Consider the following 14,862-nt stretch of genomic DNA (forward strand, 5'->3'; position numbering starts at 1 on the left):
GCTGCCGTGACGGCTGTTCACCCGGAGTTGGCCGGGACGCGCGGGGGTCCTGTGCCGGGGGGCGCTCGTGGTTAGGCTGCGGAGCATGGGCATGGACAACGTGGCGCATCCCGGCCGGCGTCGTTTCCTCGGAGGGCTGTCCGCCGTCGCCGCGGCGACGGTGCTGCCCGCCTGCGGCACCGCAGAGGACCCGGGCACGCGGACGCGCTCGCAGGTGGCGGTCACACCCACGTCCCGCACCCGCCGGACGCGGCCGCTCTACCTCGGGACGTACACCTCCGTGGAGGGCGGCGGCAGAGGCATCGGCGTCGCCGTGTACGACGACAGGACGGGCCGTATCACCGGGACCGGGGTGGTCGAGGGTGTCGCGGACCCCTCGTATCTGGCCGTGCACCCCTCCGGCCGCACGCTGTACGCCGTCAACGAGCGCGAGGACGGAGCAGTGACCGCCGTACGGCTCGCGGACGACGGCAGGCACCAGGTGCTGGGGAGCCGCTCCACGGGCGGGGCCGCTCCCGCCCATGTGTCCGTGCATCCCTCCGGGCGCTGGCTGCTCAGTGCCAACTACGGGTCGGGCAGTGTCGCCGTCCATCCCATCGACGACTCCGGGGCGCTCGGCGAGCGCACGGACCTCGTCCGGCACGCGGGCCCGTCGCCGCACGCGCACCAGATCATCACCACACCCGACCGCGGCCACGTCCTCGCCGTGGACCTCGGCAACGACACCGTGTACACCTACCGCCTCGACACCAGGGCGGGGACGCTGACGGAGGTGTCCCGCGCGGCCGCGCGCCCGGGAGCCGGACCGCGCCACCTGACGTTCCACCCGTCCGGCCGGTACGCGTACCTCGCGAACGAGCTGGACAACACGGTGACGGTCTGTGCCTACGACCCGGCGAGCGGCACGCTGCGGCCCGGCGAGCCGCAGTCGACCGGCACAGGCCCCGGCACCAGCTACCCCGCCCAGCTCGTGGTCACCCCCGACGGCGCGTACGCCTACCACGCCAACCGCGGCCCCGACACCCTGACCCGCTATGCCGTCGAGGCCCGCGGCTCCCGGCTGCGGCTGCTGGACACGGTGCCGGTCGGCGGCGACTTCCCGCGCCAGATCGCGCTGTCGCCCTCCGGGGGTCTGCTGTTCGCGGCGAACCAGCGCTCCGGCACCGTCACCGTCTTCCACGTGGACGCGGGCACGGGCGAACTGCGGTCTGCGGGCGAGGCGTTCGAGTTCCCCACGGCGGTCTGCGCACTCCCGCTCTAGACGGCGTCCGGATCCGCCGGGGCGTCCCTAGGTTCTGGGCAGGGCCGCGACCGCCCACTTCGCCCGGGTCGACAGCTCGCTCAGGGAGCTGCGGAACTGCCCGGCGATCGTCTTCAGCAGGAGCTCGGCGTGAGCCATCGCCTCCCGTGCGAGGGCGTGGTCGCCCGCCTCGACCGCCGCGAGGACCAGTTCGAGATGCTGCTCCGTGATCTGCCGGCCCAGCCCCCGGCGGTGCCACTCCACGACCGTCTCGTCGGGTGCGGGACCGTCGCCCAGGCCGACGGCGACTCGCGCCCGGCCCAGCGCCCTGCCCGCCGCGGCGAGATCGCCCTTCCGGCGCTCGACGCGGGCCAGGACGTAGGTCTCCGCGGCACGGTCCCAGCCGGTGTCCTGGAGCGAGGCGAGGTCGAACTGCGCGCGGGCCGCCTGCCCGTGGTCCCCGAGGTCCTCCAGAGCCCGGCTGAGGGCACGCAGCCGCTCGCCGTCCGGCCCGGTGCCGTCCAGCATGCGGATCAGCGCCACCCGCGCGTGCTCGGTGCGGCCCTGTCGGCGGGCCAGGCCGATCCAGGTGAACTCGCTCTCGGCCGCGGGCTCAGGGCCGTACCTCTTCGCGTCCTCCTCCCGCGCCCACGCGACGGCACCGGCCGGGTCGTCGGACGCGCACCCGCCGTGCGCCGACCGGACGAGGGCGATGTCCTCGGCCCGCCCGTGCAGGGCCACCAGCACCGCGGCGAGGCGCCGCTCCTCGAACCACGGCGTGCGCTCGGCGTTCTCACGCTCCAGCAGGAAGCGCAGCAGGGGAAGGTCGTCCGCGCGGCGGTCGTACTGCGCCGCGCGCACCACCCCGGCCCGCAGTACCGGATCGGCGCCCGCCTCCGTCCAGGACGCGGGCCCGCCGGACCGCATCCGTTCCAGTGCCGCGCGGCCGGGAGCGAGGACGACGTCCCGCAGCGGGTCGGGCGCCGCCCCCTCCGGCAGCCGGTAGGCGCAGAGCTCGGCGGAGTTGAGCAGCAGGTGCTCCGGCTCCGTGCGCCGGGCGGCCGCGTACGACAGGCCGAGGAGTTCCAGCGGAGGCCGGACGGGCAGGCTCAGGCCGCTGACCAACGCGGCGCGCCGGGCGTCCGGTTCGGGGGCGAACTGCTCCCGCGCCCCGGCGTCGCCCTCGCGCAGTGCCGCGAGCAGCTGCTCCTCGTCGAGACCGGGCTCGATGCCCTCGCAGTACGAGGGAAGTCCGATCAGGATCTCCAGGGCCTCGGTGACACTGCCGCCGACCAGGACCGCCTCGCCCTCGGACGAGGCGTACAGGACCGCGCCGTCCGCGCAGACGAAGTACGTGCCGCCGGTGTCGTCACCGGCGACCGGCTCCAGCGACGCACCGGACGCCAGGTGCACGTCCTCGACGTGGCAGGCGCGACCGATGTCGAAGCCGAAAGGAAACGCGGCCAGTTCGGCCAGATCCGGTCGCTCGCGGAGCAGTCGCAGTACGGGGTCGGTCATGTGGCCGGAGCCTACTGGGGCTCCAGCAGGTCCCACTTGTTGCCGTACAGGTCCTCGAAGACCGCGACCGTGCCATAGGGCTCGTACCGCGGCTCCTCCAGGAAGCGCACCCCCGCCGCCGTCATCCGGGCGTGGTCGCGGGCGAAGTCGTCGGTGTGGAGGAAGAAGCCGACCCGGCCGCCCGTCTGCGCGCCCACGCTCGCGCGCTCGGAGGCGTTCTTCGCCCGGGCGAGCAGGAGGCCCGTGCCGGCCGGGGCGCCGGGCGGGCCACCACCCACCGCGAGGAGTCCCCGCGGTCCGTGTCCTCGACCAGGTCGAAGCCGAGAGCGTCACGGTAGAAAGCGATGGCCTCGTCGTACTCGCGGACGACGAGGGAGACCAGGGCGATGAAGGACATGAAGCGAGGTTATACGTATGACGGCAGTGCGACAATGCACGCCATGAGCCTCCCGCCGCACCTGCTGGACCGCGCCCGTGCCCTCGCCGCCCCCGGGCGGCGCCGCATCCTGGGCCTTGCCGGAGCGCCCGGCGCCGGCAAGTCCACCCTCGCCGACCGTCTCGTCGCCGCCCTGGACGGCCTCGCCGTGCTCGTCCCCATGGACGGCTTCCACCTGGCCCAGAGCGAACTGGAGCGCCTCGGGCTCGCCCATCGCAAGGGCGCACCCGACACCTTCGACGCCGCCGGATACGCCGCGCTGCTCGCCCGTCTGCGGGCGCCGGAACCGGACACCACCGTCTACGCGCCCGCCTTCGACCGGGGGATCGAGGAGCCGGTCGCGGGCAGCATCCCGGTCGGGCCCGACATCCCCCTCGTCGTCACCGAGGGCAACTACCTCCTCCACGACGAAGGGGACTGGGCCCGTGTCCGCCCCTTGATCGACGAGATCTGGTTCCTGGAACTCGACGAGCCGACCCGCGTGCGCCGGCTCGTCGACCGGCATGTGCGCTTTGGCAAGGAGCGGCCGTGCGCCGAGCGCTGGGTCCGCGAGTCGGACGAGGTGAACGCCCGGCTGATCGGCCGGGGACGCGAGCGGGCCGACCTCGTGGTCGCGGTGAGCTGAGCCACGCCCCGGACCCGTCGGTTCCCGGACCTGCCCGCCCCGCCGTTCACCGGTGATCTGTAGGCTCGAACAAGGACACGTGGCGAGTGACGAGCACGAAGGGCGGTCGGCGTGGGGCTGTTCCGGCGAGGGCCGAAGCGCGACGGACGCGATGCGCCCCGGGACCCCGAGTTCGCCTTCCTCTCCGCGGGTGAAGGCACGCGGTTCCGCGGCCTCGTGCGCGAGGCGTTCGCCGAGCGGGGCCTCGAGGTGACCGTCTACGCGGACATGGTGTCCGACAGCGCGGGCCGCCAGTTCGGCCTCGGCAACCTCGCCGCCGTCTGCCACAACGACGAACGCGGGCCGCGCGCCTGGCCCGAACTGGTCCACCAGCACGTCGGCATGGTCCTGCGCACCATGGAGGCGCCGTCCGCCCTGGAGACCCTGCCCAGGGAGCAGATCCGCGCCCAGCTCTACCCTCGCGTCGTCGGCGCCGACGGTCTCGACCCCAAGAACTTCGGCTACGCCCGCCCCCTCGCTCCCGGCCTCTTCGAGATCCTCGCCCTCGACCTCCCCGAGAGCGTCATGATGCTCACCGACGAGGCCCTCGAACCGCTCGGCGACCTGCCCTACCTGCGCGACCAGGCGCTCTACAACCTCCGCGGCCTGCCCGTCGAGGCCCATGAGACCGTCGCAGACGACGAGGGCATGCGCTTCGAGGTCGTGCTCGGGGACTCCTTCTACACCGCGAGCCGGGTGCTCGCGCTGGAGTCCGTCGTACGGCAGGTCACCGGCGAGGAGCTGACGGCCGACGGGGCGCTCGTGGCGATGCCGTTCCGCCACCAGCTCGCCTTCCACGCCATCCACGACACCGGCATGATCGCCGCGCTGAACGCCATGGCGTCCTTCGCGGCCACCGGCTACGAGGACACCCCCGGCGCCATCAGCCCCTACGTCTACTGGTGGCGGGCGGGCACCCTGACCCAGCTCAGCGACCGCGACGAGGACGGGGAGGGGCTGCGGATCACGGTCGGCGAGGAGTTCCACGCGCTGCTGGAGCGGCTGGTCGCCGAGGAGGGCGGACGGACCGGCGACGACGGCTGACCCGCCTCCGGACCGGCCCCGGACCGCACTCGCGCCCGCCGGTGTGCCGAAGGAGGATGGCGGGCAGGACGGTCCGAGGAGACGACCGCAGGCCGGGCAGGAGGCCCCATGACCAGCACGCCGCCCCCGTTCACCGCCGCCGACTACCGCGCGCGGATGACCCGTGCCGCCGAGTCCGCGGCCGACGCCGGGCTCGCCGGGGTGCTGGTCGCGCCCGGACCCGATCTCGTGCACCTGACCGGCTACCGGCCCGTGGGCACCGAGCGGCTCACCGTCCTCGTCCTCACCGCCGGCCAGGACCCGGTCCTGGTCGTCCCCACCCTGGAGGCGCCCGACGCCGAGGCGGCGCCCGGCGCGTCCGCGCTGACCGTGCGCGACTGGACCGACGGCAAGGACCCTTACGCGGCCGTCGCCCCGCTCCTGGACGTGTCCGGCCGCTTCGCCGTCAGCGACAACACGTGGGCCACGCACCTGCTCGGCCTCCAGCGGGAACTGCCCGGCACCTCGTACGTCTCGCTGACGGAGGCGCTGCCCATGCTCCGCGCGGTGAAGGGCGCGCGTGAACTCGCGCGCATCGAGGCGGCGGGCGCCGCCGCCGACGAGGCGTACGCCGAGATCCTCAAGGTGCCGTTCGCGGGCCGCAAGGAGACCGACGTGGCCGCCGATCTGGCCGCGCTGCTGCTGCGGTTCGGGCACTCGCAGGTCGACTTCACCGTCGTCGGCTCGGGCCCCAACGGAGCCAACCCGCACCACGAGGCGGGCGACCGCACGGTCGTCCACGGCGACATGGTCGTGCTCGACTTCGGCGGCCTCAAGCACGGCTACGGCTCCGACACCACCCGCACCGTTCACGTCGGCGAGCCCAGCCCGGCCGAACAGCACGTCCACGACGTCGTGCGCGAGGCGCAGCAGGCCGGAGTCGACGCCGTCCGGCCCGGCGTCGCCTGCCAGGAGGTCGACCGGGCCGCCCGCGAGATCATCGAGGCGGCCGGGTACGGGGACCTGTTCGTCCACCGCACCGGCCACGGCATCGGCGTCACCACCCACGAACCGCCGTACATGATCGAGGGCGAGGACCAGCCGCTCGTCCCCGGCATGTGCTTCTCCGTCGAGCCCGGGATCTACCTCCCCGGCCGGTTCGGCGTCCGCATCGAGGACATCGTCACCGTCACCGAGGACGGGGTCCGCCGCTTCAACAACACCTCGCGCGAGATGGCGATCGTCGAGTAGCGCCAGGGCGCCGGGGATCGTGCGGGACGTCGTGGACAGGACCTAGGACGCGGCGAGCACCACACAGCTCTCCGGCGCCAGGCGCAGCACCCCGTCACTGCCGGGGGCCTCCACCTTGCCCCGGGCCGCGACGACCCGTCCGCCGCCGCCCAGCGGGATCGCGGCGCTGTCCTCGCCGAGGTTCACCGCGATCCGCAGATCGCCGCGCCGGTACGCCAGCCAGCGCTCCTGCTCGTCGTACGCCACCTTCACCGACGCCAGGTCCGGGTCGGTCAGGTCCGGCAGCGTACGGCGCAGGGCGATCAGCTCCCGGTACCAGGCGAGCAGGGCCGCGTGCGGCTCGCGTTCGCGCTCGGAGCGGTCCAGGCACGAGCGCTCCCGGGTGGCCGGTGACTGCGGGTCCGGCACGTCCTCCTCCGCCCAGCCGTGTTCCGCGAACTCCCGGCGCCGGCCCGCCCGTACGGCCTCGGCCAGCTCGGGGTCGGTGTGGTCGGTGAAGTACATCCAGGGGGTACTCGCGCCCCATTCCTCGCCCATGAAGAGCATCGGCGTGAACGGGGAGGTCAGCACCAGGGCCGCCGCGCACGCCAGAAGACCCGGCGTGAGAGTGGCCGAGAGCCGGTCGCCGAGCGCCCTGTTGCCGATCTGGTCATGGGTCTGCGCGTAGCCGAGGAAGCGGTACCCGGGCGTGGTGTTCACGTCGACGGGCCGGCCGTGGGTGCGGCCGCGGAAGGTCGAGAACGTGCCGTCGTGGAAGAAGACGTGGTTCATCGTCTTGGCGAGCGCGGCCATCGGGGCGCGCGCGAAGTCGGCGTAGTAGCCCTGGGACTCGCCGGTCAGCGCGGCGTGCAGAGCGTGGTGGAAGTCGTCGTTCCACTGGGCGTGCAGCCCGAGGCCGCCCTCGGCGCGGGACGACGTGGTGCGCGGGTCGCACCGGTCGGACTCGGCGATCAGGAACAGCGGGCGGCCGAGGTCGGCGGCCAGGGTGTCGACGGCGGCAGACAGCTCCTCCAGGAAGGACAGGGCCCGGGTGTCGGCCAGCGCGTGCACCGCGTCGAGCCGCAGCCCGTCGATCCGGTAGTCCCGGAGCCAGGCCAGCGCGCTGCCCAGCAGGAAGGCGCGCACTTCGTCCGACCCGGGGGCGTCCAGGTTGACCGCCGAGCCCCAGGGCGTGTGGTGGATGTCGGTGAAGTACGGGCCGAAGGCGGGCAGATGGTTGCCGGACGGGCCGAGGTGGTTGTGCACGACGTCCAGCACCACACCCAGTCCCAGCCCGTGCGCCGTGTCGACAAAGCGCTTCAGTGCCGCGGGGCCGCCGTACGGCTCGTGCACCGCCCACAGGTCCACCCCGTCGTAGCCCCAGCCGTGCACGCCGGGGAACGGGCACAGCGGCATCAGCTCGACATGCGTGACGCCCAGATCGGCGAGTTCGCCGAGGCGGGCCGCCGCCGCGTCGAGAGTGCCCTCGCGGGTGAAGGTGCCGATGTGCAGCTCGTAGAGGACCGCGCCCCGCAGGCCCCGGCCGGTCCACTCGTGCCGCCATACGTACGCGTCGTGGTCGACGACCGCGCTCGGGGCGTCCGGGCCGTCCGGCTGACGGCGCGAGCGCGGGTCCGGCCGCAGCGGACCCCCGTCCAGCGCGAAGCCGTACCGGGCGCCGTCGCCCGCCTCGGCCTCCGCGATCCACCAGCCCGCCCGGCCCTGGTCGCGCTCCATCGGGCGCTCGGCGCCCTCCAGCCACAGCGTGACCCGCTCCTCGGCCCGCGGCGCCCACACCTCGAACAACAGCACTGGCGAATCCCCTCGTCGTCGATGCCGGTCCCGTCGATCCCGTATGTCCCGTCCATCCTGACAAGACGAGGGTCTTCAGGCGGGGTGCTTGGGCCATTAAGGTCACGGGCCATGCCGATGCCGACGGAGCCGCTGCCCGCGTTCCCGCCCGGCTTCCTGTGGGGAGCCGCCGCGTCCGCCTTCCAGACCGAGGGCGCCGCCGACGCCGACGGCAAGGGACCCTCCGGCTGGGACGCCTTCGCGGCCGCCGGACGGATCAAGGACGGCGCCGACGCCACCCGCGGCACGGGCTTCCACGACCGCTTTGCCGAGGACGTCGCCCTGCTCGCCGGCCTCGGCGCCGACGTGTTCCGCTTCTCGGTCTCCTGGCCCCGCGTCGTCCCCGGCGGCAGCGGCCCGGTCAACGTCCGCGGACTCGACTTCTACGACCGGCTCGTCGACCAACTCCGCGCCCACGGCATCACCCCCGCACCGACGCTCTACCACTGGGACACGCCGCTTCCGCTCGACGAGGCGGGCGGCTGGCTGCGCCGCGACACCGCCGAACGGTTCGCCGAGTACGCCGCGGCCGTCGCGGCACGCCTCACCGACCGTGTACCCCTGTGGATGACCGTCAACGAACCGGCCGAGGTCACCCTGCTCGGTTACGCCCTCGGCGAGCACGCCCCCGGCCGGCGGCTCCTCTTCGACGCCCTGCCCGCCGCCCACCACCAGCTGCTCGCCCACGGCCTCGCCGTCCAGGCGCTGCGAGCGGCGGGTGCCACGGACATCGGCATCGCCGTCTCCCACTCGCCCGTGTGGACGGCGGGCGACAGCGACGAGGACCGGTTCGCCGCCGAGCTCTACGACACGGTCACCAACCGGCTGTTCGTCGACCCGCTGCTCACCGGCGCCTACCCCGACGGCTTCGCCGAGCTCATGCCCGGCCCCGTCGCCGACGACCTCACCGTGATCGCGGAGCCGCTGGACTTCTACGGCGTGAACTACTACCACCCGATGCTCGTCGGCGCGCCCGCCCCGGACGCCCTCGACGGCTTCGCCGGCGTCGGCATGCCCGCGGAACTCCCGTTCGGGCTGCGGGAGATCGCCGCCGACGAGCGCACCGACTTCGGCTGGCCCGTCGTCCCCGACGGACTGCGCGAGCTGCTGGTCTCGCTGAAGGACCGCTACGGCGACCGGCTGCCTCCCGTCGTCGTCACCGAGAACGGCTGCGCGTACGACGGCATCGACGACCGGCGCCGTATCGCCTTCCTCGACGCCCATCTGCGGTCCCTGCACGAGGCGATGACGTCCGGCGTCGACGTCCGCGGCTACTTCACCTGGTCGCTCACCGACAACATCGAGTGGGCCGAGGGAGCCTCCCAGCGCTTCGGGCTCGTCCATGTCGACTACGAGACCCTCCGCCGCACGCCCAAGGCGTCCTACGCCTGGTACCGGGACGTGATCGCCGAGCAGAAGCGCCGCGGCGGGCAGTGACGCGGGGGTGTCCGGAGCCCTGGCCCCGGACGCCCCCGGCCCACGGTCAGCTCCCCGTGGGGGGAACGAAGTTGATCCGCTCCTTGACCACCGGGTGGCCCGCCTTGGCGAAGTGCGCCGCCATCGGGAAGTTCCCCTGGTCGGTGGCGCCCGCGATGAACTCGGCGCCCCGCTCGGCGAGGAAGTGCGTGCACTCCGCGAGCAGGTCGTACGCGTAGCCGCGGCCGCGCTGCTCGGGGACGACGCCGATGAAGCCGATGCAGGGGCCGCCCGGATTGTGTGCCGGGATGTGGATGCCGGCGAGCTCGCCCTCGGGTGTGTGGGCGATCTGCCACCACTCCCGCGGCGAGGGGCACCAGCGGAAGAAGTCCAGCTCCTCCTGCGCCGCTTGGTCGAGACCGCCTTCGGCGATCGCCCGGAGCGCGTGCGCGTCCAGCGTCACGGAGTGGATGCGCTTGAGCGCCTCGAAGAACACGGAGTCGTCCGGCTCGGGCCGGAACGTGAGGCGGCCCGGCCGCTCGGGCAGACCGTGCGCGGGGGTCCAGCGGTACATGAACCGCTCGACGAGCACCTCGTACCCCGCCGCCTTCGCGGCGCGGACCCGGGCCTCGGCGGCCGGCCGCGCGACCGGGTCGTCCCGCCAGCCGGCGGGCAGGTTGAGCTCCAGCTCGACCTGGAAGGGAGCGGTGCGCAGCAGTTCGGCGCCCGCCTCCTCCTCGCCGGCGGCGACGTCGAACCAATTGATGTTCACGGGCGTTTCGTCACCCGGGCCGCCCCACCAGGCGCCTCGGGCCACGACCTCGCCGTCGCGCAGGGCGATCCGCTTCCAGTCGGGCCGGTGGACGGTGCGGGCATGGCCCTCGGCCGCGCCGAGAGGGTCGGGCAGGGTGTCGAAAAGACGGGCGTCGCTCGCGTCGAGCGCGCGGATGACCAGATCGGTCATGAGGAAGTCCTCCGGGATGCGAGGTAGGTGAGGCGCTCCCGGTCAGACACAGAACGCCGGGCGGACGGGGCGGGAGCGCGGAAATCGTGTGAGGTGCACGGCACTCGCCTCCTTCCGTCGTCACGGGCGTCGGTGCGCACCCTAGACCGGCCCGCGGGCTCGGGTCCAGCCTTTTCCGGCTGCCCGGGTGCGTCCCAATGTGCCGTGTCCGCAGGCCAGTTGGGCCGCACGGTGGGCGGAACGCCACCTTCCGTGCAGGTCAGAGGGGTCGCGTCGAACAGCAGAAGACCTGCTCTTCTGGACACCCCGGGCCCTTCGGCCCGACAATCTGCCATGTGACGTCCTCCTACGAGTCCCCCACGTATCCCGCACGGCTGTCGGACGCCGAGCGCGAGCGTGTCCTCGATGTGCTCAGAGAGGGCGCGGCCCAGGGCAAGCTGTCGCACGAGACGTTCGTGCACCGGATGGAACTGGTCCTGGCCGCCCGCCGTTCGGAGGAGCTGGACGCCCTCACCGCCGACCTCGTCCACGAGAACAGGTGGGCCCGCCGGATCTACAGCGCGGTCGGCCGGGTCTCGGCGTTCTCCGTCCGGCTGCGCAGGGCCTGGCAGGCGGAGAAGCTGCCCCCGCTGCTGCTGCCCGAGCCGGGGCCGTACCCCCTGCGCATCGGCCGGGACCCGGTCAACGGGCTGCGGCTGAGCCACGACACGGTCTCGCGGCTGCACGCCGAACTGAGCCACCAGGGCACTCTGTGGGTCCTGCGCGACCTCGGCTCGACCAACGGCACGACGGTCAACGGCCGCAGGGTGACCGGCGCGATCGTCGTCCAGGACGGCGACATGGTGGGCTTCGGCAGCATGAGCTTCCGCCTCACCGCCCGCTGAACGGCGACCCGTTCGCCGTCGCGGTCAGCGGCATGGTTTTCACGGTCACGTCGAAGCCGTGGGAGCGCCTCCCCGGTCGGGCGGCCGCGGCTTCGGCCCCGCTGTGGCCGGCTCTTTCGCCCGAATGGCGTACCCGTCAGGACTTCACCCGTACGGCCCTGCGCCGACTGCGGTGACGGCGGCCCGGTGGTCACCTGAAGGGAGCAGCGGGGCAAGAGACCCGCGGCCGTGACAGGGGAGCGCACACCATGCACGCGGACATACGCCCCATGCCCGAGCCCTCACCGCCCACCGTCTCCGCGTTGCCCGCCGGGACGGGGCGCCGGGCCGGCGCGCTGCTGCCCGGCCTGCCCACGGGGAACGAGCACGAGCTGTACGAGGGCTACCGCCGGCTGCGTGAGGACCATCCCCTCACCTACGACGCGTCCGTGGGCGCCTGGCTGCTCAGCCGCTACCGCGACGTCGCCACCGCTCTGACCGATCTTCGCTTCACCCACGGCCACCGGCCCGGCGACGCGGGATGCGCCGGGCACCTCGCGCCCGTCCCGCCCGCGCTGCGCGAGATCGTCCAGCGCACCGCGTACGTCCTCGCCCGGCGGCTCGCGGGTCGTGAGCAGGTCGATCTGGTGGAGGAGTTCTGCCGGTGGCTGCCGTCCGGGGCCGTCGCGGTACGGGGCAGGACGGCCGGCCGGGCGCTGCTCGCCGGGCGCTGCGTCTCCCAGGTCTCGGTGCGGGAGAAGGCACTCGCCTCGTTCTTCGCCAATGTGCTCGACCAGTCCGACCGGATGGCCGCGCTGCGGGCCGAGCCGCGGCTGATCGCACGGGCCTGGACCGAGTCCCTGCGACGCGATCCGCCCGTGCTGGTGTTGATCCGCAGGACGGCCGCCGAGGTCACGCTCAGCGGAGGCACGCTGCCGGCGGGCGCGGCCGTCGCCTGCCTGATCGGCTCGGCGGGCCGGGACCCGGAGCGGTTCCGGGAGCCCGACCGGTTCGACATGCTCCGGGGCGATCCCGGCCAGCTCACCTTCGGTCTGGGCGGGTGCCCGGCCGTGGAGCTCGCGGCGATGGAGGCCGAGTACGGCCTGCGCGCGCTGAGCGAGGCGATGCCGAGGATGCGCTGGGCCGACGGATTCCGGCCGGTCGCCAGTGGCCTGATCACCCGGTCCCCCAAGACGCTGCTGGTCCGTCCGCGCGGCTGAGCAGCGCCACAGGCCGCTCCGCGAACAGGTCGGCCACCGGCACGGGCACCTCACCGGTGAACTCGCGCTCCCCGCCCAGCAGATCGGTCCACCGGCCCGGCGGAAGCGTCAGAGCCGTGCCCCGCCAGCCGCCCTCGCCCTCCAGCCGCATCGAGAGCCGCGTGACGGCCGTGACCACCTCTTCACCCCGGCGGAACGCGACGCAGTGCCCGGCCGCCGGACCGGAGGCGGTCAGCGCCTCGTACGCGGCGCGGGCGCCGAACAGGTCCGGGCGCGCCCGGCGGAGTCTGAGCACCGTGGCCGTCAGGGCCTCCTTCTCCGCACTCAGACCGCCCTCCGGATCCGTCGCCGAGCCACCCCCCGCGCCGACGGTCGGCGGCTCGGACAACGGAGGGCCGAAACGGGCCGGGGCCCGGTTGTCCGGGTCGACCAGGGCCAGGAACTCGCGTTCCGAGCCCTGGTACACGTCGGGCACGCCCGGCATCGTCAGATGCAGCAGCGCCGCCCCCAGCACGTTCGCCCGCACGTACGGCGCGAGCTGCCGGACGAAGCGGGCCACCGAATGCTGCGGCGAACCGGCCGGTCCGCTGCCCACGAACGCCGACACCGCCTTCTCGTACGCCGGGTCCGACTCCGTCCAGCTCGTGTGCACCCCCGCCTCGCGCACCGCCTTGAGCAGTGCCGCCTCCAGCCGGTCCGCGTCGGGGATGCCGAACCCGACGGCCGTCTGCCAGGCCACCCACGCCAGCTGCGCATCGGGGGCCCCGCCGCCCCCGGACGGGCTCTCGGCCTCCTCGGTGATCCGCTCCAGGAACCGCGCCCACCGCTCCGGGCACTCGGACAGCACCGCGATGCGCGCCCGCACGTCCGCGCTGCGCTTGGTGTCGTGCGTGGTCAGCACCGTGCCCGTGCCCGCCCAGTCGCGGGCCAGGCGGGCGCAGAAGGCATGGAAGGCCGCGGGCTCCACCGCGGGGCTGCCGGGGTCGCCGCCCACCTCGTTGGCCGAGATCAGCGGCACGTACCGGTAGAACGCGGTGTCCTCCACCGACTTGGCCCGCAGCGCCGAGGCCGTCTGGGCGAAGCGCGCCCGGAACCGGACGTGGTCCGGCCCGTCACCGAGCCGGCCCAGTGCCAGGTCCCGCACCACGTCCACCGCAGCCGCCTCCTCGGGCACGGCGAACGTGTCCCGCGCCGCCCGCGCCGCGTCCTCCGGGAGCGCGGACTCGGCATCGACCCGGTAGGGCCGGTAGACGGGCACGCGGACCAGCAGCTCACGTACGGCCGCACGCAGGGCCCACGGGGCGTGGTCGCGCAGCCGCGTGTCCTCGGCGCAGATCCGCTCGGCGAGGCGGACGAGCGTCGCGGTCTCGGCTGCCAGCTCGTGCGTCACCACCTCGTAGGCCGCGCGCCGCGCCGTCGCCTCCCACCGTCCGCCGAGGCTGTCGTCCACCCCGGTGAAGTCGCGGTAGACGCCGACCAGTTGGCGCACGCCCGCCGGGTCGGTGAACAGGCCGTCGACCCGGCGCAGCGCGTCGTACCCCGTCGTGCCCGCGACGGGCCAGCCGGCCGGAAGCCGCTCGTCGCCGGTGAGGATCTTCTCCACGACGATCCAGCTCCCCCTGCGGCCTGGCGGCCTTGGGAGGGGCCCCCAACCGCCGGTCGCCTCGTCGAGCCTGCGCAGATAACCCTCGGGGTCGGCCACCCCGTCCGGATGGTCCACCCGCAGCCCGTCGACGACGCCGTCCCGCACCAGCTCAAGGATCTTGGCGTGGGTCGCGTCGAAGACCTCGGGGTCCTCCACCCGCACCCCGATGAGGTCGGATACGGTGAAGAACCGCCGGTAGTTGAGCTCGGTACGGGCAAGGCGCCACCACGCGAGGCGGTACCACTGGGCGTCCAGCAGCTCGGGCAGCGGCAGGTGTGCGGTCGACGCGCGCAACGGGAACCGCTGCTCCCCGTGGTGCAGCACCTCCCCTTCGACCCGCAGCTGCGCCAGCTCGCCGCCGATGCGCCCGGGCAGCACCGGCAGCAGCACCTTGCCGTCCCCGGCGGCCCAGTCGATGTCGAACCAGCGGGCGAACGGCGACCGCGGGCCCTCGCGCAGCACCTCCCACAGCGCGCGGTTGTAGCGCGGGACGGCGGCCATGTGGTTCGGCACGATGTCGACGACCAGGCCCAGGCCGTGCTCGCGGGCCGTGTGGGACAGGCGGCGCAGCCCCTCCTCGCCGCCGAGCTCCGCGCGGACACGGCCGTGGTCGACGACGTCGTACCCATGGGTGGACCCAGGCACCGCCTCCAGCACCGGCGACAGGTGCAGGTGGGAGACGCCGAGGTCGGCGAGATACGGAACCGCCGCCTCGGCGGCCGCGAACGGGAAGTCCGGCTGCAGCTGGAGCCGGTAGGTGGCCGTGGGTGTCATGCGAACATACGTACCCGC

At 73.8% G+C, this 14,862-nt stretch carries 11 protein-coding genes and 1 pseudogene; 7 read left to right on the plus strand and 5 right to left on the minus strand.

Annotated features, from left to right (window positions below; translation table 11 throughout):
- Positions 1-85: 85 nt before the first annotated feature.
- Positions 86-1,261, plus strand: a complete 1,176-nt coding sequence (locus ACWD0A_RS15580; RefSeq protein ID WP_451298315.1) for a lactonase family protein — start codon at positions 86-88, stop codon at positions 1,259-1,261.
- 27 nt (positions 1,262-1,288) lie between these two features.
- On the opposite strand, the gene ACWD0A_RS15585 is transcribed toward ACWD0A_RS15580, so the two are convergent.
- Positions 1,289-2,758, minus strand: a complete 1,470-nt coding sequence (locus ACWD0A_RS15585) for a hypothetical protein (protein WP_451298317.1) — start codon at positions 2,756-2,758, stop codon at positions 1,289-1,291.
- 11 nt (positions 2,759-2,769) lie between these two features.
- Positions 2,770-3,155 (minus strand): annotated as a pseudogene (locus ACWD0A_RS15590) (VOC family protein).
- Between the two features lie 43 nt (positions 3,156-3,198).
- Between ACWD0A_RS15590 and ACWD0A_RS15595 the strand changes: the two are divergent.
- From ACWD0A_RS15595 to ACWD0A_RS15605, 3 genes are all read left to right on the plus strand, one after another.
- The gene (locus ACWD0A_RS15595) at positions 3,199-3,819 is read left to right on the plus strand and encodes a nucleoside/nucleotide kinase family protein (RefSeq protein WP_451298319.1); all 621 of its coding nucleotides are present in this window, start codon (positions 3,199-3,201) and stop codon (positions 3,817-3,819) included.
- A 111-nt stretch (positions 3,820-3,930) separates the two neighbouring features.
- Positions 3,931-4,902, plus strand: a complete 972-nt coding sequence (locus tag ACWD0A_RS15600) for a hypothetical protein (RefSeq protein WP_177151768.1) — start codon at positions 3,931-3,933, stop codon at positions 4,900-4,902.
- Positions 4,903-5,010: 108 nt separating this feature from the next.
- Positions 5,011-6,132, plus strand: coding sequence for an aminopeptidase P family protein (locus ACWD0A_RS15605; protein ID WP_451298321.1), 1,122 nt, complete (start codon positions 5,011-5,013; stop codon positions 6,130-6,132).
- A gap of 42 nt (positions 6,133-6,174) precedes the next feature.
- Here the strand turns inward: ACWD0A_RS15605 and treZ are convergent, their stop codons facing one another.
- Positions 6,175-7,920 carry a malto-oligosyltrehalose trehalohydrolase gene (treZ, locus tag ACWD0A_RS15610; RefSeq protein ID WP_451298392.1) on the minus strand — a complete coding sequence of 582 codons (1,746 nt, stop codon included), beginning with the start codon at positions 7,918-7,920 and terminating at the stop codon, positions 6,175-6,177.
- A 114-nt stretch (positions 7,921-8,034) separates the two neighbouring features.
- On the opposite strand from treZ, the gene ACWD0A_RS15615 reads away from it, so the two are divergent.
- The gene (locus ACWD0A_RS15615; protein WP_451298323.1) at positions 8,035-9,399 is read left to right on the plus strand and encodes a GH1 family beta-glucosidase; all 1,365 of its coding nucleotides are present in this window, start codon (positions 8,035-8,037) and stop codon (positions 9,397-9,399) included.
- Positions 9,400-9,445: 46 nt separating this feature from the next.
- Here the strand turns inward: ACWD0A_RS15615 and ACWD0A_RS15620 are convergent, their stop codons facing one another.
- On the minus strand, positions 9,446-10,342 hold the full coding sequence (locus ACWD0A_RS15620) for a GNAT family N-acetyltransferase (protein WP_451298325.1): 897 nt from the start codon (positions 10,340-10,342) through the stop codon (positions 9,446-9,448).
- Positions 10,343-10,677: 335 nt separating this feature from the next.
- On the opposite strand from ACWD0A_RS15620, the gene ACWD0A_RS15625 reads away from it, so the two are divergent.
- On the plus strand, positions 10,678-11,226 hold the full coding sequence (locus ACWD0A_RS15625) for an FHA domain-containing protein (protein ID WP_451298327.1): 549 nt from the start codon (positions 10,678-10,680) through the stop codon (positions 11,224-11,226).
- 248 nt (positions 11,227-11,474) lie between these two features.
- Positions 11,475-12,425 carry a cytochrome P450 gene (locus ACWD0A_RS15630; protein WP_451298329.1) on the plus strand — a complete coding sequence of 317 codons (951 nt, stop codon included), beginning with the start codon at positions 11,475-11,477 and terminating at the stop codon, positions 12,423-12,425.
- On the opposite strand, the gene treY is transcribed toward ACWD0A_RS15630, so the two are convergent.
- On the minus strand, positions 12,382-14,844 hold the full coding sequence (treY, locus tag ACWD0A_RS15635) for a malto-oligosyltrehalose synthase (RefSeq protein WP_451298331.1): 2,463 nt from the start codon (positions 14,842-14,844) through the stop codon (positions 12,382-12,384). The two genes, ACWD0A_RS15630 and treY, sit on opposite strands and share 44 nt — an antisense overlap.
- Positions 14,845-14,862: the final 18 nt, after the last annotated feature.

The organism is Streptomyces sp. NPDC002867 (assembly GCF_053591895.1).